At 66.6% G+C, this 19,869-nt stretch carries 20 protein-coding genes; 14 read left to right on the top strand and 6 right to left on the bottom strand.

The window, feature by feature from the left end; translation table 11 throughout:
• The first annotated feature begins 124 nt into the window (after positions 1–124).
• The 4 genes from xdhA to guaD are packed head-to-tail and all read left to right on the top strand — an operon-like array spanning position 125 to position 6,105.
• The gene (gene xdhA / locus QE393_RS10770; RefSeq protein ID WP_273806065.1) at positions 125–1,564 is read left to right on the top strand and encodes a xanthine dehydrogenase small subunit; all 1,440 of its coding nucleotides are present in this window, start codon (positions 125–127) and stop codon (positions 1,562–1,564) included.
• Positions 1,557–3,956: a xanthine dehydrogenase molybdopterin binding subunit gene (gene xdhB, locus QE393_RS10775; protein WP_310043417.1), complete on the top strand. Its 2,400-nt coding sequence runs from the start codon at positions 1,557–1,559 to the stop codon at positions 3,954–3,956. Before xdhA ends, xdhB begins: the two co-directional genes overlap by 8 nt.
• Positions 3,953–4,783 (top strand): xanthine dehydrogenase accessory protein XdhC, encoded by an 831-nt coding sequence (gene xdhC, locus QE393_RS10780; RefSeq protein WP_273806063.1) that lies wholly within the window; start codon positions 3,953–3,955, stop codon positions 4,781–4,783. Before xdhB ends, xdhC begins: the two co-directional genes overlap by 4 nt.
• A 17-nt stretch (positions 4,784–4,800) precedes the next feature.
• Positions 4,801–6,105 carry a guanine deaminase gene (gene guaD / locus QE393_RS10785; protein WP_405046244.1) on the top strand — a complete coding sequence of 435 codons (1,305 nt, stop codon included), beginning with the start codon at positions 4,801–4,803 and terminating at the stop codon, positions 6,103–6,105.
• Between the two features lie 224 nt (positions 6,106–6,329).
• Here guaD and QE393_RS10790 read toward each other — a convergent pair whose 3' ends face one another.
• Positions 6,330–7,427 (bottom strand): NADH:flavin oxidoreductase/NADH oxidase, encoded by a 1,098-nt coding sequence (locus QE393_RS10790; RefSeq protein ID WP_310043420.1) that lies wholly within the window; start codon positions 7,425–7,427, stop codon positions 6,330–6,332.
• A 92-nt stretch (positions 7,428–7,519) separates the two neighbouring features.
• Between QE393_RS10790 and QE393_RS10795 the strand changes: the two genes are divergently transcribed.
• Positions 7,520–7,843: a helix-turn-helix transcriptional regulator gene (locus tag QE393_RS10795; protein ID WP_133861023.1), complete on the top strand. Its 324-nt coding sequence runs from the start codon at positions 7,520–7,522 to the stop codon at positions 7,841–7,843.
• A 194-nt stretch (positions 7,844–8,037) separates the two neighbouring features.
• Entirely contained in the window at positions 8,038–9,084 is a 1,047-nt protein-coding gene (locus tag QE393_RS10800; RefSeq protein WP_273806061.1) for an SGNH/GDSL hydrolase family protein, read from the top strand.
• 69 nt (positions 9,085–9,153) lie between these two features.
• On the opposite strand, the gene uraH is transcribed toward QE393_RS10800, so the two are convergent.
• Positions 9,154–9,525 carry a hydroxyisourate hydrolase gene (gene uraH, locus QE393_RS10805; protein ID WP_273806060.1) on the bottom strand — a complete coding sequence of 124 codons (372 nt, stop codon included), beginning with the start codon at positions 9,523–9,525 and terminating at the stop codon, positions 9,154–9,156.
• Between the two features lie 215 nt (positions 9,526–9,740).
• On the opposite strand from uraH, the gene puuE reads away from it, so the two are divergent.
• From puuE to QE393_RS10825, 4 genes are read left to right on the top strand one after another with little or no spacing between them, the layout of a single operon-like run.
• Positions 9,741–10,649, top strand: coding sequence for an allantoinase PuuE (puuE, locus tag QE393_RS10810; protein ID WP_273806059.1), 909 nt, complete (start codon positions 9,741–9,743; stop codon positions 10,647–10,649).
• Positions 10,646–11,158: a 2-oxo-4-hydroxy-4-carboxy-5-ureidoimidazoline decarboxylase gene (gene uraD, locus QE393_RS10815; RefSeq protein WP_310043423.1), complete on the top strand. Its 513-nt coding sequence runs from the start codon at positions 10,646–10,648 to the stop codon at positions 11,156–11,158. Before puuE ends, uraD begins: the two co-directional genes overlap by 4 nt.
• Before the next feature lie 23 nt (positions 11,159–11,181).
• Positions 11,182–12,189, top strand: a complete 1,008-nt coding sequence (gene alc / locus QE393_RS10820; protein ID WP_273806057.1) for an allantoicase — start codon at positions 11,182–11,184, stop codon at positions 12,187–12,189.
• Entirely contained in the window at positions 12,186–12,686 is a 501-nt protein-coding gene (locus QE393_RS10825) for an ureidoglycolate lyase (RefSeq protein ID WP_273806056.1), read from the top strand. The genes alc and QE393_RS10825 overlap by 4 nt, the downstream gene beginning before the upstream one ends.
• Here the strand turns inward: QE393_RS10825 and rarD are convergent.
• From rarD to QE393_RS10840, 3 genes are all read right to left on the bottom strand, one after another.
• Complete coding sequence (gene rarD / locus QE393_RS10830) at positions 12,683–13,591, bottom strand: EamA family transporter RarD (RefSeq protein ID WP_273806055.1); 909 nt, start codon at positions 13,589–13,591, stop codon at positions 12,683–12,685. The genes QE393_RS10825 and rarD overlap by 4 nt on opposite strands.
• Entirely contained in the window at positions 13,588–14,439 is an 852-nt protein-coding gene (locus QE393_RS10835; RefSeq protein WP_273806054.1) for an EamA family transporter, read from the bottom strand. The genes rarD and QE393_RS10835 overlap by 4 nt, the downstream gene beginning before the upstream one ends.
• A gap of 74 nt (positions 14,440–14,513) precedes the next feature.
• On the bottom strand, positions 14,514–15,104 hold the full coding sequence (locus QE393_RS10840; protein ID WP_273806053.1) for a DUF3060 domain-containing protein: 591 nt from the start codon (positions 15,102–15,104) through the stop codon (positions 14,514–14,516).
• 172 nt (positions 15,105–15,276) lie between these two features.
• Here QE393_RS10840 and QE393_RS10845 point away from each other — a divergent pair, with 172 nt between their 5' ends.
• The 3 genes from QE393_RS10845 (at position 15,277) to QE393_RS10855 (ending at position 18,751) form a co-directional block, all read left to right on the top strand.
• Positions 15,277–16,167: a LysR family transcriptional regulator gene (locus QE393_RS10845; RefSeq protein WP_273806052.1), complete on the top strand. Its 891-nt coding sequence runs from the start codon at positions 15,277–15,279 to the stop codon at positions 16,165–16,167.
• Between the two features lie 62 nt (positions 16,168–16,229).
• Positions 16,230–16,784 (top strand): peptidylprolyl isomerase, encoded by a 555-nt coding sequence (locus tag QE393_RS10850; protein ID WP_222613601.1) that lies wholly within the window; start codon positions 16,230–16,232, stop codon positions 16,782–16,784.
• A 95-nt stretch (positions 16,785–16,879) separates the two neighbouring features.
• Positions 16,880–18,751, top strand: coding sequence for an ABC transporter ATP-binding protein (locus tag QE393_RS10855; protein WP_273806051.1), 1,872 nt, complete (start codon positions 16,880–16,882; stop codon positions 18,749–18,751).
• On the opposite strand, the gene QE393_RS10860 is transcribed toward QE393_RS10855, so the two are convergent.
• Positions 18,706–19,320: a hypothetical protein gene (locus tag QE393_RS10860; RefSeq protein WP_273806050.1), complete on the bottom strand. Its 615-nt coding sequence runs from the start codon at positions 19,318–19,320 to the stop codon at positions 18,706–18,708. The two genes, QE393_RS10855 and QE393_RS10860, sit on opposite strands and share 46 nt — an antisense overlap.
• Before the next feature lie 172 nt (positions 19,321–19,492).
• Between QE393_RS10860 and queD the strand changes: the two genes are divergently transcribed.
• Entirely contained in the window at positions 19,493–19,849 is a 357-nt protein-coding gene (queD, locus tag QE393_RS10865) for a 6-carboxytetrahydropterin synthase QueD (RefSeq protein ID WP_310043426.1), read from the top strand.
• Positions 19,850–19,869: the final 20 nt, after the last annotated feature.

Consider the following 19,869-nt stretch of genomic DNA (forward strand, 5'->3'; position numbering starts at 1 on the left):
GCGCAGCCTTGGCCAGGGCGCTTGCCCAAAAACGACAGGGGCGCTCCACTCGACCGGGCAATTGTTGACCTATCGGTCAGCTTTACCCACCATCGAGACATTCGAGACCAGGTGGAGAGCGGCCGTGATCAGGTTTCTGCTGGACCAGGAGTTGCGCAGCGAAGAGCAGCTCGACCCCAACCTCACCGTGCTGCAGTACCTGCGCGAGCGCTGCGGCAAGACCGGCACCAAGGAAGGTTGCGCCTCGGGCGACTGCGGCGCCTGCACCGTGGTGCTGGCCGAGCCCGACGGCGACCGGTTGCGCTATCGCACCGTCAACAGTTGCCTGACCTTTGTCGCGGCGCTGGACGGCCGGCAGCTGATCAGTGTCGAGGACCTCAAGCACCAGGGCCGCCTGCACAGCGTGCAGCAGGCCATGGTCGACTGCCACGGCTCCCAGTGCGGCTACTGCACCCCGGGCTTCGTCATGTCGCTGTTCGCCCTGCAAAAGAACGTGGCCGCGCCCGATGACGCCATGACCCACGAGGCCCTGGCCGGCAATCTCTGCCGCTGCACCGGCTACCGGCCGATCCTGGCCGCGGCCGAGCAGGCCTGCGCCGGGCGGCAGCCGGATCAGTTCGATGCCCGCGAGCAGCAGACCCTGGAACGTCTCCAGGCCCTGGCGCCTACGCCCGCTACGCGCCTGGAAGGAGACGGTCGACGCTGCCACAGCCCTACCAGCCTGAGCGAACTGGCCAGTCTCTACCTGGCCCATCCCGAAGCGCGCCTGCTGGCCGGCGGCACCGACCTGGCCCTGGAGGTCACCCAGCAGCATCGTCGACTGGAAACCCTGATCTACCTGGGCAACCTGCCCGAATTGCGTGGCCTTACCCTGAGCGACGAGGTTATCGAGATCGGCGCCGCCACCCCGCTGGCCGATTGCGCCGCCGCCCTGGCCGCCGACTACCCGGACTTCGGCACCCTGCTGCAGCGCTTCGCCTCCCTGCAGATCCGCAACCAGGGTACCCTGGGCGGCAATATCGGCAATGCCTCGCCCATCGGCGACAGTCCGCCCCTGCTCCTGGCGCTGGGCGCCAGCGTGCTGCTGCGCCAGGGCGAACGGCTGCGCGAACTGGCCCTCGACGACTTCTTCCTCGACTATCGCAAGACCGCCCTGGAGCCGGGCGAATTCATCCAGGCGGTACGGGTGCCGCGGTCACGCGAGGGCCTGATGTTCCGCGCCTTCAAGGTGTCCAAGCGGCTGGATGACGATATTTCCGCGGTCTGCGCCGCCTTCGCCGTGGAACTTGAGCAGGACCGCGTCGCCAGCGTGCGCATCGCCTATGGCGGCATGGCGGCCACGCCCAAGCGGGCGGCGCGCTGCGAACAGGCGCTGCTCGGCCAGCCCTGGAACGCCGCAGCCATCGAGTGCGCCGTCCAGGCCCTGGCCGAGGATTTCGCCCCGCTGTCGGATTTCCGCGCCAGTCGCGAATACCGCCTGCTGACGGCGCAGAACCTGCTGCGCAAATGTCACCTGGAAACCACCCAGCCCGCGCTCGCCACGAGGGTCACCGCCCATGTCTAGCACCCTGCCCGCCCGCACCCCCGAGGAAATGGCCGCGGCCTTCGCCGTCGGCCTGGCCACCGGCGTCGGCAAGCCGCTCAAGCACGAGAGCGCCGACAAGCATGTCAGCGGCGAAGCCGTCTATATCGATGACCGCCTGGAATTTCCCAACCAGCTGCACGTCTATGCGCGGATGAGCGAGCACGCCCACGCGCGGATCAGGCACATCGATCTCACGCCCTGCTATCAGATCCCTGGCGTGGCCCTGGCCATCACCGCCGCCGACGTACCCGGCCAGCTCGACATTGGCGCCGTATTGCCCGGCGATCCGCTGCTGGCCGATGGCAAGGTGCAGTACCTGGGCCAGCCGATCCTGGCGGTGGCCGCCAGCAGCCTGGATGCCGCCCGCCGCGCCGCCCAGGCCGCCCTCGTCGAATACGAGCCGCTGGAGGCCATCCTCGACGTCAGGGAGGCGCTTCGCCGCGAGCACTTCATCTCACCCAGCCACAGCCATCGGATCGGTGACGCGGCCGCCGCCCTGGCCGCCGCGCCCCATCGCCTGCAGGGCGAACTGGCCATTGGCGGCCAGGAACACTTCTACCTGGAAACCCAGGTGGCCTCGGTGATGCCCACCGAAGACGGCGGCATGCTGGTCTATTCTTCCACCCAGAATCCCACCGAGGTGCAGAAGCAGGTGGCCGAGGTGCTGGGGGTGTCGATGAACAGGGTTACCGTCGACATGAGACGCATGGGCGGCGGCTTCGGCGGCAAGGAAAGCCAGGCCGGCATGCCCGCAGCGCTCTGCGCGGTGTTTGCCCATCTCACCGGGCGCCCGGTGAAGATGCGCCTGCCGCGATTCGAAGACATGCACATGACCGGCAAGCGCCATCCCTTTCACGTCGAATACGACGTCGGGTTCGACGAAGAGGGTCGCCTGCTGGGTATCCGCTTCGAACTGGCGGGCAACTGCGGCTATTCGCCCGACCTGTCCAACGCCATCATCGACCGCGCCATGTTCCATGCCGACAACGCCTACTTCCTCGGCAACGCCCAGATCACCGGCCACCGCTGCAAGACCCACCTGGCGTCCAATACCGCCTACCGCGGTTTCGGCGGCCCCCAGGGCATGCTGGCCATCGAGAACGTCATGGACGCCATCGCCCGCCATCGCGGCCTGGATCCGCTGGAGGTGCGCCGGCGCAACTACTACGGCAAGGAGACGCGCAACGTCACCCACTACCACCAGGTGGTGGAAGACAACCTGCTCGACGAGATGACCGCGGACCTGGCGGCCAGCAGCGACTACCAGACCCGCCGCGAAGCCATTCGCGACTTCAACCGGACCAGTCCCGTACTCAAGAAGGGCCTGGCGCTGACCCCGGTGAAATTCGGCATTTCCTTCACCTCTTCATTCCTCAACCAGGGCGGCGCCCTGGTCAACGTCTACACCGATGGCAGCATCCACCTGAACCATGGCGGCACCGAGATGGGCCAGGGGCTCAACACCAAGGTCGCCCAGGTGGTGGCCGAGGTCTTCCAGGTCGACATAGCTTGCATCCAGATCACCGCGACCAACACCGACAAGGTGCCCAACACCTCGCCCACCGCGGCTTCCAGCGGCACCGATCTGAACGGCAAGGCCGCCCAGAACGCCGCCCAGACCATCAAGGACCGCCTGATCGACTTCGCCAGCCGCCACTTCCACGTCGGCTCCGAAGAGGTCGACTTCCGCAACGGTCACGTCCGGGTGCGCGACCGGCTGCTGAGCTTCGAGGAGCTGATCCAGCTGGCCTATGTCGGCCAGGTGTCGCTGTCCAGCACCGGCTACTACCGCACGCCCAAGATCCACTACGACCGCGACCAGGCCCGCGGTCGGCCCTTCTACTACTATGCCTTCGGCGCCGCCTGCTCCGAGGTGCTGATCGACACGCTCACCGGCGAATACCGCCTGCTGCGCACCGACATCCTCCATGACGTCGGTGCCTCCCTGAATCCGGCCATCGACATCGGCCAGGTCGAAGGCGGCTTCGTCCAGGGCCTGGGCTGGCTGACCATGGAAGAACTGGTGTGGAACGACGCCGGCAAGCTGCTCACCGCCGGCCCTTCCACCTACAAGATCCCCGCCGTGAGCGATGTACCACCGGACCTGCGCGTGCGGCTGGTGGAGAATCGACAGAATCCCGAGGCCACGGTGTTCCACTCCAAGGCCGTGGGCGAGCCGCCGTTCATGCTCGGCATCTCGGTGTGGTGCGCCCTGCAGGACGCCGTGGCCAGCGTGGCGGATTACCGCTTCCATCCCGCGCTGGACGCGCCGGCCACCCCGGAACGGGTGCTCTGGGGCGTGGAGCGCATGCGTCGCCTGGCCGCCGAGGCCTCGCCCGCCCCGGTCCCCGCCACGGAGGAGCCGGCATGAACACCAAACGTGGCTGGCTGGCCTTGCTGGCCGATTTCGAAGCGCGGGGCGAGCCCTGCGTGCTGATCACCGTGGCCGACGAGCAGGGCTCCACGCCCCGCGAGGCCGGCACCAAGATGCTGGTGGGCCGGGAAGAGCAGCACCTGACCATCGGCGGCGGCCACCTTGAATACCGCGCGGTGGAGATCGCCCGGGAAATGCTCGCCGCCGGTACCCGCCAGCCGCGCCTGGAGCGTTTCTCCCTGGCCGCCAGCCTCGGCCAGTGCTGCGGGGGCGTCACCACCCTGCTGTTCGAACCCCAGCTGGCGCAGGACGTCCCGGTAATCGTCTTCGGCGCCGGCCATGTCGCCCGCGCCCTGGTGCCGCTGCTGGCCGGGCTGCCTTGCGCGGTGCGCTGGGTGGATTCGCGCGCCCAGGAATTTCCGGCCGTCCTGCCCGCCGGCGTGGAAAAGCGCCTGACCGACGAGCCGGTCGACGAGATCGCCCGGATGCCGGCGGGTGCCTACTACATCGTCATGACCCATAATCACCCCCTGGACCTGGAGTTGACCGACGCCATCCTCGCCCGCGGCGACCATGGCTATTTCGGTCTGATCGGCTCCCGCACCAAGTGGGCCAAGTTCCACCACCGCCTCGCGGCGCGCGGCCACGGCGCCGACCGCCTGGCCACGGTGCGTTGCCCGCTGGGCCTGCCCGAGGTCCAGGGCAAGCTGCCGCTGGAGATCGCCATCGCCGTGGCCGGCGAGGTCATCGCCCACTACGGCCGCCAGGCCGAGCAGGCGGATCTGCCCCTGCGTCTGGTCACCGCCACCCCCAATCAGCGCTAGCCCTATCCGAGATCGTTATGACCGCCATCGCCCATCGCGCCGCCCTGCTCCACAGCCTCGCCGACCCGGCCGAGGTGGGGCTGGACGCCTCCCACGAATACCATGCCGACGGTCTGCTGCTGGTCGCGGACGGCCGCATCCAGGCCATGGGCCCGGCCGCCGAGTTGCTGTCCACCCTGCCCGCCGGCACCCGGGTCATCGAGCATCCCGACGCCCTGATCACCCCCGGCTTCGTCGACACCCATATCCACTATCCGCAGACCGGCATGATCGCCAGCTACGCCGAGCAGCTGCTCGACTGGCTGGACACCTACACCTTTCCCACGGAGGGCACCTTCGCCGATCCGGCCAAGGCCGCCGAGGTGGCGGAGATTTTCGTCGGCGAACTGCTGCGCAACGGCACCACCACCGCCCTGGTGTTCGGCAGCGTCCATCCGCAGTCGGTGGACGCCTTTTTCGAGGTCGCCGAACGCCTCGACCTGCGCATGATCGCCGGCAAGGTGCTGATGGATCGCAATGCTCCCGACTATCTGCAGGACACGGCCGCGTCCGCCTATGCCGACAGCAAGGCGCTGATCCAGCGCTGGCACGGCAAGGGCCGGCTGCACTATGCCGTCACCCCACGCTTCGCCCCCACCAGCACCCCTGAACAGCTGGCAGCCGCCGGCCGCCTGCTGGCCGAACACCCGGACGTCTACCTGCACACCCACCTCTCCGAGAATCTCAAGGAGATCGACTGGGTGAAGGCGCTGTTCCCGGAGCGGAACAACTACTTGGACGTCTATGACCACTTCCAGCTGCTCGGCCCGCGCTCGGTGTTCGCCCACGGCATCCACCTCTGCGACGCCGAATGCCAGCGCCTGCACGACACCGGGTCAGCGGTGGCGCATTGCCCCACCTCCAACCTCTTCCTGGGCAGCGGACTGTTCGATCTCGAGCGGATGGAAGCCTTCAAGGTCAACGTCGGCCTGGGTACCGACGTTGGCGCCGGCACCAGCTTCTCGCTGCTGCAGACCTTAGGCGAAGCCTACAAGGTGCAGCAACTGCGCGGCCATCGCCTGCATCCCTTCAAGTCGCTGTACCTGGCCACCCTTGGCGGCGCCCGCGCCCTGCGCCTGGACGACCGCATCGGCAGCCTGGCCCCTGGCCACGACGCCGACTTCGTGGTGCTCGACCTCAAGGCCACCCCGCTGCTGGACTACCGTCTACAGCAGGCGAAGAGTCTGGAAGAAACCCTCTTCGTCCTCACCACCCTGGGCGACGACCGGGTGATACGGGAGACCCATGCCGCCGGTCGCCGGGTACACAGTCGCGACGCCTGACACCGTCACCTCGTAGCGTGGAAAACCGCGCAGCGTTTTCCACGGATGGAGCAAAACGGCACCGATGGGCTTCGCCGATGGAGCGGAGCCTCCACAACCCAATCGGCCGGTCACCGTAGGTTGGGTTGAGCGTCAGCGAAGCCCAACAAACCACGCCGCACGCCCAACCAATACCCACAAAAAACCGCCCCGAGGGGCGGTTTTCATTTTCAGCCTAAGCCGACTCAACTGCTGCGATAGCGCTCCAGCCAGTGGGCGTAGGGCGCCGGCAGCACCCAGGACGGCTTGTCGACGCCCAGAGCCTTGGCCGCATAGTAGGGCCAGTGCGGATCGGCGAGGTGGGCGCGACCTACCATCACCAGATCCAGCTGCCCATCGGCCACCACCTGGTCGGCCAGCGCCGGGGTGTCGATGTTCCAGGCCGAGGCCACCTTGATGCCGGTGGCCTTGCGTACCTGTTCGGTGACGGGTGCCAGCAGCCCCGGGCCCCAGGGGATGTTGGCGGTCGGGGTGGAGAAGCCGATGCTGACGCTCAGCAGGTCGAGACCTTCGCGCTTGAAGCCCTGGGCCAGCTCGATGGATTCAGCCAGAGTTTCTTCATCGCGACCGTCGTATTCGATCACGCCGAAACGGGCGGTCAGCGGCAGGTGCTCCGGCCAGACCTGGCGCACCGCGGCTAGGGTTTCCAGCAGGAAGCGACTACGGCCGGCCAGATCGCCACCGTACTGGTCGTCGCGCTGGTTGGAATGCACCGAGAAGAAGCTCTGCGCCAGGTAGCCGTGCGCGAAGTGCAGCTCCAGCCACTCGAAGCCGGCCTCATAGGCACGCTTGGCGGCATCGACGAAGTCCTGGCGGACCCGGGCGATGTCGTCCAGGGTCATGGCCTTGGGCACCTTGGGCAGATTGGCGCCAAAGGCCACCGCGGACGGGGCGATGGTATCCCAGCCACGGGCGTCGTCGGCGGCGATGTGGTCATCGCCTTCCCAGGGGCGGTTGGCGCTGGCCTTGCGACCGGCATGGGCGATCTGGATACCGGGCACCGAACCGGCGGCCTTGATCGCCTGCACCACCGGCACGAAGGCATGGGCATGGGCGTCGGACCAGATACCGGCGCAGCCGGGAGTGATGCGGCCCTCCGGCGAAACAGCGGTGGCCTCGACGATAACCACGCCGGCACCGCCGCGCGCCAGGCCGGCATAGTGCACCTGGTGCCAGTCGTTGATCACGCCGTCGACGGCGCTGTACTGGCACATGGGCGGGATGGCGATGCGGTTGCGCAGCGTCACGTCCTTGAGGGTGAAGGGTTGGAACAATGCGGACATCTGAGCGGTCTCCAATGAGGCGGATGCTGTTTCGTTATTTCGATATTAATCGAACATAACATAATCGCCAACCCCCGGTGTATGATTAGCGCATGCGCCCTTTCAAACATCCCAGTCCCGACGAATTCTCCCTCGAGCGCCTGTTCCATGCGCTCAGCGATCCCGTGCGTCTGGACATCGTCCGCTACCTGGCGCGGGTCGCCGAGGCCACCTGTGGCGAACTCGACGGGGGGCGTCCGAAATCCAGCATGTCGCACCACTTCCGCGTCCTGCGCGACGCCGGCCTGGTACACACCCGCAATGCCGGTACCACGCACATGAACCAGTTGCGGCGCGACGACCTGGATCAGCGTTTCCCCGGTCTGATGGCAGCCATCCTGGCGCAATCCTCCGATCCGGTGATCAAGCCGGACTAGCTCGGTCGTGGGGCAGCCCTAGCGGCGAAACCTCGGAATCGCCCCCTGCCCTTGCTGTCCCGTGCTGGTCGTCGGCTGCCGCTTCGGCTGGTCTGGGCGCTGGGAACTCCCGGGGGCCTTTTTCGCTCTTCCCGGTATGAAGGTTGCAAAAGACAAGGGCAGCACCGACGCTGGACGCTGCCGGGAGGTAGACGATGGGCAAGCACTGGGGATTGGCGACTGCACTCGCAGGTGTCGCCACGCTGCTCGCCCTCGTACCCAGCCCTGAGCCCATCGCCGAGGCGCGGGGCATCCAGAGGGTCATTGCCTTTGGCGACAGCCTGATGGACTGCGGCACCTTCGGCCACATCTACGCCACCAATCCGGGGCGTACCTACCCCCAGGAAATCGCCGACGCCTATGGTATCGAGCTGGGCCCCAATCGTCAGGTGGAAGGCTATGGTCACGAGGGTCCGAGCGATCCCGACGGCCTCTGCTACGCCGAGGGCGGCGCCGTAACCGGCAGCTTCACCGAGCCAGGCTTCGACCACAACGAGGCGCCGCTGGCGTTCTCACAGCAGATCCGCAACTTCGAGATGCAGCATGGCCGCTTCCGCCAGCAGGATCTGGTGCTGGTGCAGATCGGTGGCAATGACATCATCGGCCCCTTCTACGACAAGAAACTCAAGGCCGCGCTGATGGCCGATGCCCCGCTGCCCCCGGAGGTCCGCGAGCAGGTCGAGGCCCGGATCCGCCATACGGCCATGAACGAGGTCAAGCTGCTGCGCTACCTGTTGAGCCTGGGTGCCCAGCGGCTGGTGGTGCTCAACAACACCGACTACGGCAAGGCGCCCTATCTGGAGCCCTGGACCGAGCAGGTGGCGCAGCGTAATCATGATCTGGTGAAGCTCTACAATGACACCCTGCAGGCCAACCTGCCGGCCGGAGACCGCCTGCTGCTGGTGGATGCCTACCGGGTGATGGAAGAGGTCTTCGCCCACTACGGCAACTATGGATTCACCCATGCCGAAGGCGATGCCTGCCTGCCCGGTCGCGAATTCTGCGATCCGGACAGCTACGTCGAACCGGGCGCTGACCAGGCCTATATCTTCGGCGCCCGGGGTCATTTCGCCAGCCGTACCCACAGCATGCTGGCCCAGGTGGTGCTGGAACGCATCGCCCAGACCTGGCCCGGCAGTGCGGTGCCGGACCGACCACTGCTGGCCAGCGCCCGGCTGAGCAACGAGCCGACCTTCCACTAGCCTTAGCGGATCCGCGCCCTGGCCTGGTGCCGGCTCACCCCTGCGCGCACCGCCGCAGCGCAGTCTTGCCTAACTGCCGCGATAGGTCGAATAGCTGTAGGGCGAAACCAGCAGCGGCACATGGTAATGCGCCGCCTCATCGGCGAGGCCGAAGCGCAGGATCACAGTGTCGAGAAATGCCGGTTCCTCCAGCGTCGTCCCCCGTCGCCGATAGTAGTCACCCACCGAGAATTCCAGCTCGTAGGTGCCCGCCGTGAAGGCTTCGCCCTGCAACAACGGCGCATCGCCGCGGCCATCGGCATTGGTCCGCCATTCACCCAGCGCCTGCCGCGACACCCCATCCAGGCGGTACAGACGGACGGCGATATCCGCGCCGGGGCAGCCGCCGGTGGTGTCCAGCACATGAGTCGTCAGGTAACCGCCAGGGGATGAAACGGACATGGAAGAGCTCCTGCAAGGGGATGATCCAGCCTAGCAGTTTTTTGCCCGGCGATTGTATACAGCCCTTTGCCCCGCCCTATCCAAGGGACCACCGCGCTCCAGCGCAAGCAAGTCTTCAGACCGGTCAGACCAGTTAGGCAGGATTCTTGCTGGGACTCGGCAAAGGTCTCCAAACATTGTATACAAAACATCTCGACTGCCAGGATGCCCTTCCCATGACCTATCCCCGCGATCTCATCGGCTACGGTGCCCAGCCGCCCCACCCTCGCTGGCCGGGTGACGCCCGCATCGCCCTGTCCTTCGTGCTCAACTACGAAGAAGGGGGCGAACGCAACATCCTGCATGGCGACAAGGAGTCCGAGGCCTTCCTTTCCGAGATGGTCGCCGCCCAGCCGCTGCAGGGCGTGCGCAACATGTCCATGGAGTCGCTCTACGAATACGGCAGTCGCGCCGGCGTCTGGCGCATCCTGGAATTGTTCGCCAAGCATCAGGTGCCCCTGACCGTCTTTGCCGTGGCCATGGCCGCCGAGCGCCATCCCGAGGTCATCCGCGCCATGGTCCAGGCCGGCCACGAGATCTGCAGCCACGGCTATCGCTGGATCGACTACCAGTACCTGGACGAAGCCGAGGAGCGCGCCCATCTGCAGCGCGCCATCGAGATCCTCACCGAGTTGACCGGCGAACGTCCGCTGGGCTGGTACACCGGCCGGACCGGGCCCAACACCCGGCGCCTGGTCATGGAGGAAGGCGGCTTTCTCTACGACAGCGACACCTACGACGACGACCTGCCCTACTGGGAGCCCGATACGCCCACCGGCAAGCCGCACCTGGTCATCCCCTACACCCTGGACACCAACGACATGAGATTCACCCAGGTCCAGGGCTTCCATACCGCCGAGCAATTCTTCCAGTACCTCAAGGACGCCTTCGACACCCTCTACGCGGAAGGCGCCACCGCGCCCAAGATGCTCTCCATCGGCCTGCACTGCCGGCTGATCGGTCGCCCCGGTCGCCTGGTGGGTCTCAAGCGCTTCCTCGAATACGCCCAGAGCCATGAGCGCGTCTGGTTCGCCCGCCGGGTGGACATCGCCCGTCACTGGCACAGGGAGCATCCGCCGGCATGAGCGCCTTCCACACCGTCACGCCCAGCCAGCTGGATCGCGCCGCCTTCGTCGCGGCCTTCGGCGGCATCTACGAGCACTCCGCCTGGGTCGCCGAGCGCGCCTTCGACGAGGGCCAGCCGCTGCCGGACAGCGTCGACGCCCTGCATCAGCGCCTCGCCGCCCAGGTCGCCCACGCCAGTCATGCCGAGCAACTGGCGCTGATCCAGGCGCATCCGGATCTTGCCGGCCGCGCGGCCCTGGCCGGCGAGCTGACCGCCGCCAGCAGTGGCGAACAGGCCGGTGCCGGCCTCGATCAATGCACCCCGGACGAGCTCGATCGCTTCACCCGCCACAACGACGCCTACCGCGCCAAATTCGGCTTCCCCTTCATCATGGCGGTGAAGGGCAGCAACCGGCATCTGATCCTGGCGGCCTTCGAAGAGCGCCTGCCCAACAGCCCGGAGCAGGAATTCCAGCGTGCCCTGGCCGAGATCGATCGCATCGCCCTCTTCCGCCTGCAGACCCTCTGACCCTTCCCCGACAAGAGCACCCCATGAAACGCACCTACGCCGCGCCCTTCGAGAAGTACCTCAACCTCGCCGACGCCCGTCTCGGCACCCGCGTCATCAGCGTCACCGACGACTGGTTCGCCGCCGCCGACCGCATGCTCCAGCCCCACGAGCCGGAGTGGAAGGAAGGCGTCTACGACGACAACGGCAAATGGATGGACGGCTGGGAATCGCGACGCAAGCGTTTCGAAGGCTACGACCACGCGGTGATCCGCCTGGGCGTGCCCGGCTCGATCAAGGGCGTCGACATCGACACCCGCTGGTTCACCGGCAACTATCCGCCCTCCGCCTCCCTGGAAGCCTGCTTCTGCGCCGAGGGCGATCCGGCCGACGACGCTGCCTGGACCGAGGTGCTGCCGGCCATCGAGATGCAGGGCAATAGCCACCACTACCATGCCATCGCCGATGACCGCCCCTGGACCCACCTGCGGCTGAACATCTTTCCCGACGGCGGTGTGGCGCGCCTGCGCGTCTATGGCATTCCCCATCGCGACTGGTCGGCCCAGGCCGAAGACGAGGTGCTGGATCTGGCCGCCGCGCTCAATGGCGGGCGCGCCCTCGCCTGCAACGACGAGCACTACGGCCGCATGAGCAACATCCTCAACCCCGGTCGCGCCGACAGCATGGCCGATGGCTGGGAAACCGCGCGCCGTCGCACCCCCGGCAATGACTGGGTGATCATCGCCCTGGGCCATGCCGGCACCGTCGAAGAGATCCTGGTGGATACCCTGCACTTCAAGGGCAACTACCCGGACAGCTGCCAGATCCAGGGCGCCTTCGTCCGCGGCGGTACCGATGGCCAGATCGAGACCCAGAGTCTCTTCTGGAAGGAGCTGCTGCCGCCGCAAAAGCTGCAGATGCACCAGGAGCACAGCTTCCGCGAGCTGGTGCGCGACCTTGGCCCCATCACTCACGTGCGCCTGAACATCTTCCCGGACGGCGGTGTCAGCCGGCTGCGACTGTTCGGCAAGGTGGCACGGGGCCAGGCATGAGTCGGCCACTGCGCATCGAGCCGCTGACCGCCGAGGGCTTCGCGCCCTTCGGCGAGGTCATAGAGACGGCGGGTCGGGACTGGTATCCGATCAACAACGGCTCGACCCGGAGATACCACGCCCTGGCCCGGGTCGAGACGGGGCCGGCGGACGGCGCGGCGATCATCAGCATCTTTCGCGCCCGGCGCCTGGACTATCCGCTGACCATCACCATGCTCGAACGCCATCCGCACGGCAGCCAGGCCTTCGTGCCGCTGCGCGGCGAACCCTTTCTGGTGGTGGTGGCGCCACCCGCAGCCGAGCCGGATGCCCGCGCCATCCGCGTCTTTCGCGCCGATGGCCGGCAGGGCATCAACTACCACGCCGGGGTCTGGCACCATCCGGTGCTGGCCCTGCTCGACGAAGATGAATTCCTTATCGTCGATCGCGCCGGCACCCTGCCCAACTGCGACGAATTCTTTTTCGCCGCGCCGGAATGCCCGATCCTGGCGCTCTAGGGCGCAACCGGCACGCGCCTGAGTTGCTTGCGCAGCAGGCGCGCACTGTCCAGGCAGACCCAGGCCACCGCCAGCCAGATGGGACCATAGGTCCAGATCGCACCCTCCGGCAGCTGCTCACCGAGCACATAGAGGGCGACGAACACCAGCAGCGCCGGCTCCACATAGCTGAGGATGCCGAACAGACTCAGCGGCAGCATGCGACTGGACGCCAGCATGGCGGCGAAGGCGATGGCGCTGAGCAGGCCCAGGCCCGGCAGGAGCGCCCACAGCCAGGGCGTCTGCTGCAGGATGACGCCGGGCGAGAACCAGTGCAGGGCGAGCAGCGCGAAGGGCAGCAGGCAGCACATCTCTAGGACGAAGCCCGACAGCGCATCCACCGCCATCCAGCGGCGCAGGACGAAATACGGCGGATAACCCACCACCGGCAGCAGGCTGACCCAGGACAGCGCTCCGGTCACCCAGACCTCGTTGACCACCCCCAGCAGCGCGCAGACCACCGCTACCTGCTGCAGCGGCCGCAGGCGCTCGCCATAGACCAGGCGTCCGGTCAGCACGATGGCCAGGGGCAGCAGGAAGTAGCCCAGCGACATGGCCATGGCCTCGCCATTCATGGTCGCCCAGACGAACACCCACCACTGGATGCCCATCAGCAGCGCCGCCGCCGGGATGGCCAGGCACAGGCGAGGCTCGCGCGCCAGCCGCTTGAGCGTGGCCCACAGGGCCCTGCCCTCCCGCAGCACCACCACCAGCAGCAGCACCATCGGCAACGACCAGACCACCCGCAGGGCCACGACCTGCAGGCCATCCAGCGGCGCCAGCCAGGCGAAGTACACCGGCATCAGCGCGAACAGCACCGACGACAGCACCGAAAGGCCCAGGCCCTTGCCGGACAGCACATTCATGACGGGCGCCCCAGACGATTGATAAACAGCGACAGCAGGATGATCCCGCCGCCCAGCAACAGCCTAGGCAGATCGGCCGGGTGCTGCCAGATCAGCAGGCTGACCAGCAGGCCGGCCGGCACATGGGCCTCGTTCATGATCGCCAGGGTGCCGCCATTGACCCGCAACGAACCCAGCGTCCACCAGTACAGGCCGAGCGCCGTGGCGAAGACGCCCATCCACACCAGCACGCCCCACTGCAAGCCCGTGCTGGGCAGCCGCGCCGGATTGCCGAACAGCAGAAAGGACAGCGCCGCCACCAGCAGGGCACCGAGAAAGAACAGGCCGAAGTAGCGATGCAAGGCGCCCTGCCCGGCATAGGCATGGCCCAGGTGCTTGCACAGCACCTGGCCAGCGGCGAAGGTCAGGTTGGCCACCTGCAGCAGGAGAAAACCCAGCAGGTAGTCACCGGTCAGCGGCTGGAAACGGATCAGCGCCGCGCCGCCCACCGCCACCACGGCCGCCAGCAGCGACCAGAGGCGAAAGCGCCGCTGCCAGGCATCGTCCAGCAGGGTCACGTAGATAGGCGTGAGCACGGTGAACAGCAGCACCTCGGGCACCGTCAACACCGCGAAGCTGCGGTACAGGCACAGATAGGTGATGCCGAATTGCAGGGCGCCCGCCGCCATCAGCCCCAGGGCGAAGCGTCCCGGCACCCCGCGCCAGCGGGTGAACGGCAGGAACAGCACGAAGGCGATGGCCACGCGGACCAGCACGGCGAAGTCGCTGTCGACCCGACCGGCGAGGTACTCGCCGATCAGGCTGAAGGAAAACGCCCAGATGAGGGTGACGAGCAGGAGATAAGGCATGGCGGCGACGCACGAAAAAGGTGCGCGACCTTAACGTGCCCGTCGCCGAAGGGAAACCCCCGACCTGTCGCGGGCTAGCGGGTGGCGTTGAGGCCCGAGGGCTCGCCGCCGGTGAGCGCCGCTACCGACTGATTGGCCTGCAGCACATTGTCGCTGCCCGAGACCAGGGTCTTGGGTTCGGCCACGCCTGCGGCGCGCGACCAGTAGACCTGCTGATTGGAACCGCCCACGGCGATGTCGGCCTGGCTGAGCAGGGTCAGGCGCGCCTTGGCGCCGTAGCCATAGGCATCGACCTTGGCCAGGCCGTCGCTGCCGCGCACATTGGCCTGCACCTGCTGGTAGCCACCGCCGATGCTCAGGCTGGCCACCGCGCCCTTGACCGTGGTGACGCTGCCCAGGCCATGGATGGTCAGCACCTGGGCGCCGTCGAGCACCAGCCGATGATGACTGCCGTAGACGGTCACCGTGCCGCACTGACCTTTCAACGTCAGGGTATTGCCTTCGCCGGACAGGGACACGTCACGGCCTTCGCAGTCGAGGGTGCGACTGATGTTCATGCCGTCGATATCGATCGGCTCGGCCGCCGCCGCGCGGGATTCCTCGGCCTGGACCAGCAGCGGCGCGATGACCAGACAGCAACCCAGCAACGCCTTGAATGACGACATGGAGACTCCTTGTCTTGCCTAGAGTGGGAAACCCATCGGCTGGCTTGGAGGGTGGCGCCGAGCAGACATTTGTCCCTGCGGGCGGAATTTTTTCATGCCGTGATGGACGCCGCGTTTTGCCATTGCCACCCTAGGCACTACCATGCGCCCTTTCGTGGCTCCAGAGCGCTCGATGAAGACTCCTCGCGTTTCCCTCGACCAGTGGCGGACCCTGCAGGCGGTGGTGGACCACGGCGGCTACGCCCAGGCCGCCGAGGTCCTGCATCGCTCCCAGTCGTCGGTCAGCTATACCGTCGCCCGCATGCAGGAGCAGCTCGGCGTGCCGCTGTTGCGCCTGGAAGGCCGCCGCGCCGTGCTGACCGATGCCGGCGCCGTGCTCCTGCGCCGCTCGCGGCGCCTGGTGCAGCAGGCCAGCCAGCTGGAGGAACTGGCCTACCACATGGAACAGGGCTGGGAATCCGAGGTGCGCCTGGTGGTGGACGCCGCCTACCCGACCCGTCCGCTGCTGCACTGCCTGCGCGAATTCATGCCGCAGAGTCGTGGTTGCCGCATACGACTGCGCGAAGAGGTCCTGTCCGGGGTGGAAGAGGCCCTGCTCGACGGCTCGGCGGACCTGGCGATCACCGGCCTGGTGATCACCGCCCACCTGGGCGCCTCCCTCGGCAACGTGGAATTCATCGCCGTCGCCCATCCCGAGCATCCGCTGCATCTGTTGCAGCGCACCCTGGTGACCGCCGATCTGGAAGAGCAGCTGCAGATCGTCATCCGTGACAGCGGCCGCGCCCAGCCACGGGATGCCGGCTGGCTGGCCGCCGAACAACGCTGGACGGTGGGCAGCATCAGTACCGCCGCCACCTTCCTGCGCGATGGCCTGGGCTTCGCCTGGCTGCCGCGGGACGCCATCCAGACCGATCTCGACGCCGGCCTGCTCAAGCCGCTGCCGCTGGAACAGGGCGCCCAGCGCTTCCATCCCTTCCAGCTCTACAAGACCCGCCAGCACGAGCTGGGCCCGGCGTCGCAGATCCTCATGAACCTGCTGCGCAAACATGCCCTGCCACGCTGACCGTGGCGGGGTGCCTGCCGGGTTGCTATCGTTCGCCAGTCGTCTCTGCCACTCAAGGATCCATCATGTTCAAAGCCCTGCTTGCCGCCTGCGCCCTGTTCGTCGCCTCCACCACCTGGGCCGCGGACAATCCGCATGTGCTCATCAGCACCAACAAGGGTGACATCGAGGTCGAGCTGGATGCGGCTAAGGCACCGGTCAGCACCGAGAACTTCCTGGGCTATGTCGACAGCGGCTTCTACAAGGGCACCCTGTTCCACCGCGTCATCCCCGGCTTCATGATCCAGGGCGGTGGCTACACCCGCGACATGCAGGAAAAGCGCACCAAGGCGCCGATCAAGAACGAAGCCGACAACGGCCTGAAGAATCTGCGCGGCACCCTGGCCATGGCGCGTACCTCCGACGTCAACTCCGCCACCAGTCAGTTCTTCATCAACGTCGAGAACAATGCCTTCCTCGACCACGGCTCGCGCGACTTCGGCTACGCGGTATTCGGCAAGGTCGTGCGCGGCATGGAAGTCGTCGACCAGATCGCCGGGGTCCAGACCACCCGCCAGGGCATGCTGCGGGACATTCCCCGTGAACCGGTCATGATTCTCGCTGCCAAACGGCTGTAGCCGACCCTTCCTGCCGGACGATCCGCTGGCGGTCGTCCGGTAAACCAGGCGAGGCCCCAGTGCGAGACGCCGTCTCCCCCTCACAAGGACCCCGCATGATCTTTCGCCGCTTCGAACGCATCATCGATGCGTTTCGGGAAGCCCCCGATGAAATGCCGCCCACTGGTGTCGGCGCCTTCTATCTCCACTTCCTCAAGCAAGCCTGGCCGGCCTTCGCCCTGTTGCTGGCAGTGGGTCTCATCGGCGCCCTCGTCGAAGTCGCCCTGTTCAACTTCATCGGCCAGATCGTCGACCTCGCGGGCAGTGCGCCCAACAGCACGGTGTTCTTCCAGGAACACGGTGGCACCCTCATCTGGATGGCGGTGGTCACCCTGGTCATCCGGCCCCTGTTCATCAGCCTGCACGACCTGCTGGTGCACCAGACCATCACTCCCAGCCTCACCACCCTGATCCGCTGGCAGAACCATCGCTACGTGCTCAAGCAGAGCCTGGGCTTCTTTCACAGCGACTTCGCCGGGCGCATCTCCAGCCGCATCATGCAGACCGGTGTCTCCCTGCGCGATTCGGCGGTGCAGGCGGTGGACGCCATCTGGCACGTGTTGATCTTCGCCGTCACCTCGCTGATCCTGTTCGCCCAGGCCGATGTCTGGCTGATGGTCCCGCTGATCCTCTGGATCATCGGCTATGTCATCGCCCTCTGGTATTTCGTGCCCCAGACCAAGGAGCGTTCGGCCATCGCCTCCGAAGCCCGCTCGCAGCTCTCCGGGCGGATCGTCGACGGCTACACCAACATATCCACCCTCAAGCTGTTCTCCCACTCGGCCCAGGAGGAGCAGTACGCTCGCCAGGCCATGGAAGAGCAGACCGAAAAGGCCGAGAGCGCCGCCCGCCTGATCACCGCCATGGGCGTGACCATCGCCATCCTCAGCGGTTTCCTCATCGCCGGCACCACGGGCCTTGCCCTCTGGCTCTGGCACCAGGGCGTCATCTCCGTAGGGGCCATCGCCCTGGCTACCGGCCTGGTAATCCGCATCAACAGCATGTCCGGCTGGATCATGTGGGTGGTCAACGGCATTTTCGAGAACATCGGCATGGTGCAGGACGGCATGAGCACCATCGCCAAGCCACGCCAGGTCGGCGACGCCCCGGACGCCAAGCCATTGCAGGTGACTCGCGGCGCGGTGCTGTTCGAGGACATCGCCTTCCACTACGGCAAGGGCGCCGGCATCATCGAAGGCCTGACCCTCGACGTGGCACCGGGCGAGAAGATCGGTCTGGTCGGTCCCTCCGGCGCCGGCAAGTCGACGCTGATCAACGTGCTCCTGCGCCTCTATGACCTGGAAGGCGGGCGCATCCTGGTCGACGGCCAGGACATCGCCCATGTCACCCAGGAAAGCCTGAGATGCCAGATCGGTGTGGTCACCCAAGACACGTCCCTGCTGCACCGCTCGATCCGCGAGAATCTGCTCTACGGCCGTCCCGAGGCCACTGATGAAGAGCTGCATGCCGCCCTGCGCAAGGCCAAGGCCGACGACTTCATCGCCCGTATCACCGACGCCCATGGTCGTACCGGGCTGGATGCCCAGGTGGGTGAACGCGGCGTCAAGCTGTCCGGCGGTCAGCGCCAGCGCATCGCCATCGCCCGCACCCTGCTCAAGGACGCGCCGATCCTGCTGCTGGACGAAGCCACCTCCGCCCTCGACTCCGAGGTGGAAGCGGCGATCCAGGAAAGCCTGGAAACCCTGATGGAAGGCAAGACGGTGATCGCCATCGCCCACCGCCTGTCGACCATCTCGCGCATGGATCGCCTGGTGGTCATGGAGCGCGGCCAGATCGTTGAGATGGGTTCCCATGACGAGCTGATCGCCTACAACGGCCTCTATGCCCGTCTATGGCGCCACCAAACCGGCGGCTTCGTCGGTCATGGCGTGCCGGGCAGGCAGCGGGTGCGCAGCAGCTCCAGCTGATGCTGCTGGTCCAGGCCCGGATAGAAGCCTTCGATCTTCTGCAGGCCACCCAGCCAGCTGCGCTTCTCCACCACGCACTCGAACACCGGGCAGGCGGCCTGCCCGGTCTTGCCGCAGTCTTGGTAGTAGCTGAGGCGCTGGCTCTTCTGCGCCGTACCCTGGAACGGACCCTGGCGCTCCTGCAGCACATAGAAGTCGATATCCGCGGCGCTGCGATGATTCTCCCACTGGAACGCCAGGGTGCTGGGATAGAAGAGCACCAGCAGGCCCGCCAGCAGCACCCAGAGAATGCCGGCCGTTACCGGCAGCGGTAGCCGCGAACGAAAGCGGCGGCCACCACGGATGATCAGCGCCGTCACCACCGTGACCAGCGCCAGGGCGATGCACAGCGACGGCAGGCCGGTGATGACCTGCCCCGCCACGCCGATGTCCAGCCCGCTGGGCGACGGTACCGTCCGGTAGCCGATCTCCACGCGCTCCCATCCCACCTGATTGCCGATCAGACCGATGAGACCGAAGATGGCGGCCAGGCCAAGAAGCACCCAGAAGGTACGGGGATTGCTGCGCATAGGGAATCTCGTCCGGACAAAGACCGGGAGACTGCCTAAGCCCGCCGGCGAAGGCAAATCGGAATTCCGCCGGTTCCGGCGCCTGAGGCCGGAGGTTCGGCAAGCCGCTGTCGAGCTGATAGACTGCCGCCCCGCAGCCGTCACATACCGTGGCCCAACGCGAGTGGTTATCGTGGAAATTTTCAAAGAATTCGTTTTCGAAGCCGCACACTTCCTGCCCAACGTTCCGGCCGGGCACAAGTGCGGTCGTCTCCATGGGCATTCCTTCAAGGTAGGCCTGCACATCGAAGGTGCCATTGACCCTCATACCGGCTGGGTCCGGGATTTCGCCGACATCAAGGCCGTCTTCAAACCCCTGTACGAGCGTCTCGACCATCATTATCTGAACGACATCCCGGGCCTCGAGAATCCCACCAGCGAAGTGCTCGCGCGCTGGATCTGGCAACAGCTCAAGCCCCTGCTGCCGGAGCTCAGCCAGGTTCGTGTCCACGAGACCTGCACCTGCGGCTGCATCTACCGCGGCGACTAATTTGCCCCTCCCATTCAAGG

Origin of the sequence: Pseudomonas sp. SORGH_AS_0211 (assembly GCF_031453455.1) — a bacterium.
Taxonomy (GTDB): domain Bacteria; phylum Pseudomonadota; class Gammaproteobacteria; order Pseudomonadales; family Pseudomonadaceae; genus Chryseomonas; species Chryseomonas aestiva.

What these genes read in the sequence shown, in the direction of transcription:
- xdhB (WP_310043417.1), top strand. Translation starts at nt 1,557, where the DNA reads ATGTCTAGCACCCTGCCCGCCCGCACCCCCGAGGAAATGGCCGCGGCC.
- xdhC (WP_273806063.1), top strand. Translation starts at nt 3,953, where the DNA reads ATGAACACCAAACGTGGCTGGCTGGCCTTGCTGGCCGATTTCGAAGCG.
- guaD (WP_405046244.1), top strand. Translation starts at nt 4,801, where the DNA reads ATGACCGCCATCGCCCATCGCGCCGCCCTGCTCCACAGCCTCGCCGAC.
- QE393_RS10790 (WP_310043420.1), bottom strand. Translation starts at nt 7,427, where the DNA reads ATGTCCGCATTGTTCCAACCCTTCACCCTCAAGGACGTGACGCTGCGC.
- QE393_RS10795 (WP_133861023.1), top strand. Translation starts at nt 7,520, where the DNA reads ATGCGCCCTTTCAAACATCCCAGTCCCGACGAATTCTCCCTCGAGCGC.
- QE393_RS10800 (WP_273806061.1), top strand. Translation starts at nt 8,038, where the DNA reads ATGGGCAAGCACTGGGGATTGGCGACTGCACTCGCAGGTGTCGCCACG.
- uraH (WP_273806060.1), bottom strand. Translation starts at nt 9,525, where the DNA reads ATGTCCGTTTCATCCCCTGGCGGTTACCTGACGACTCATGTGCTGGAC.
- puuE (WP_273806059.1), top strand. Translation starts at nt 9,741, where the DNA reads ATGACCTATCCCCGCGATCTCATCGGCTACGGTGCCCAGCCGCCCCAC.
- uraD (WP_310043423.1), top strand. Translation starts at nt 10,646, where the DNA reads ATGAGCGCCTTCCACACCGTCACGCCCAGCCAGCTGGATCGCGCCGCC.
- alc (WP_273806057.1), top strand. Translation starts at nt 11,182, where the DNA reads ATGAAACGCACCTACGCCGCGCCCTTCGAGAAGTACCTCAACCTCGCC.
- QE393_RS10825 (WP_273806056.1), top strand. Translation starts at nt 12,186, where the DNA reads ATGAGTCGGCCACTGCGCATCGAGCCGCTGACCGCCGAGGGCTTCGCG.
- rarD (WP_273806055.1), bottom strand. Translation starts at nt 13,591, where the DNA reads ATGAATGTGCTGTCCGGCAAGGGCCTGGGCCTTTCGGTGCTGTCGTCG.
- QE393_RS10835 (WP_273806054.1), bottom strand. Translation starts at nt 14,439, where the DNA reads ATGCCTTATCTCCTGCTCGTCACCCTCATCTGGGCGTTTTCCTTCAGC.
- QE393_RS10840 (WP_273806053.1), bottom strand. Translation starts at nt 15,104, where the DNA reads ATGTCGTCATTCAAGGCGTTGCTGGGTTGCTGTCTGGTCATCGCGCCG.
- QE393_RS10845 (WP_273806052.1), top strand. Translation starts at nt 15,277, where the DNA reads ATGAAGACTCCTCGCGTTTCCCTCGACCAGTGGCGGACCCTGCAGGCG.
- QE393_RS10855 (WP_273806051.1), top strand. Translation starts at nt 16,880, where the DNA reads ATGATCTTTCGCCGCTTCGAACGCATCATCGATGCGTTTCGGGAAGCC.
- QE393_RS10860 (WP_273806050.1), bottom strand. Translation starts at nt 19,320, where the DNA reads ATGCGCAGCAATCCCCGTACCTTCTGGGTGCTTCTTGGCCTGGCCGCC.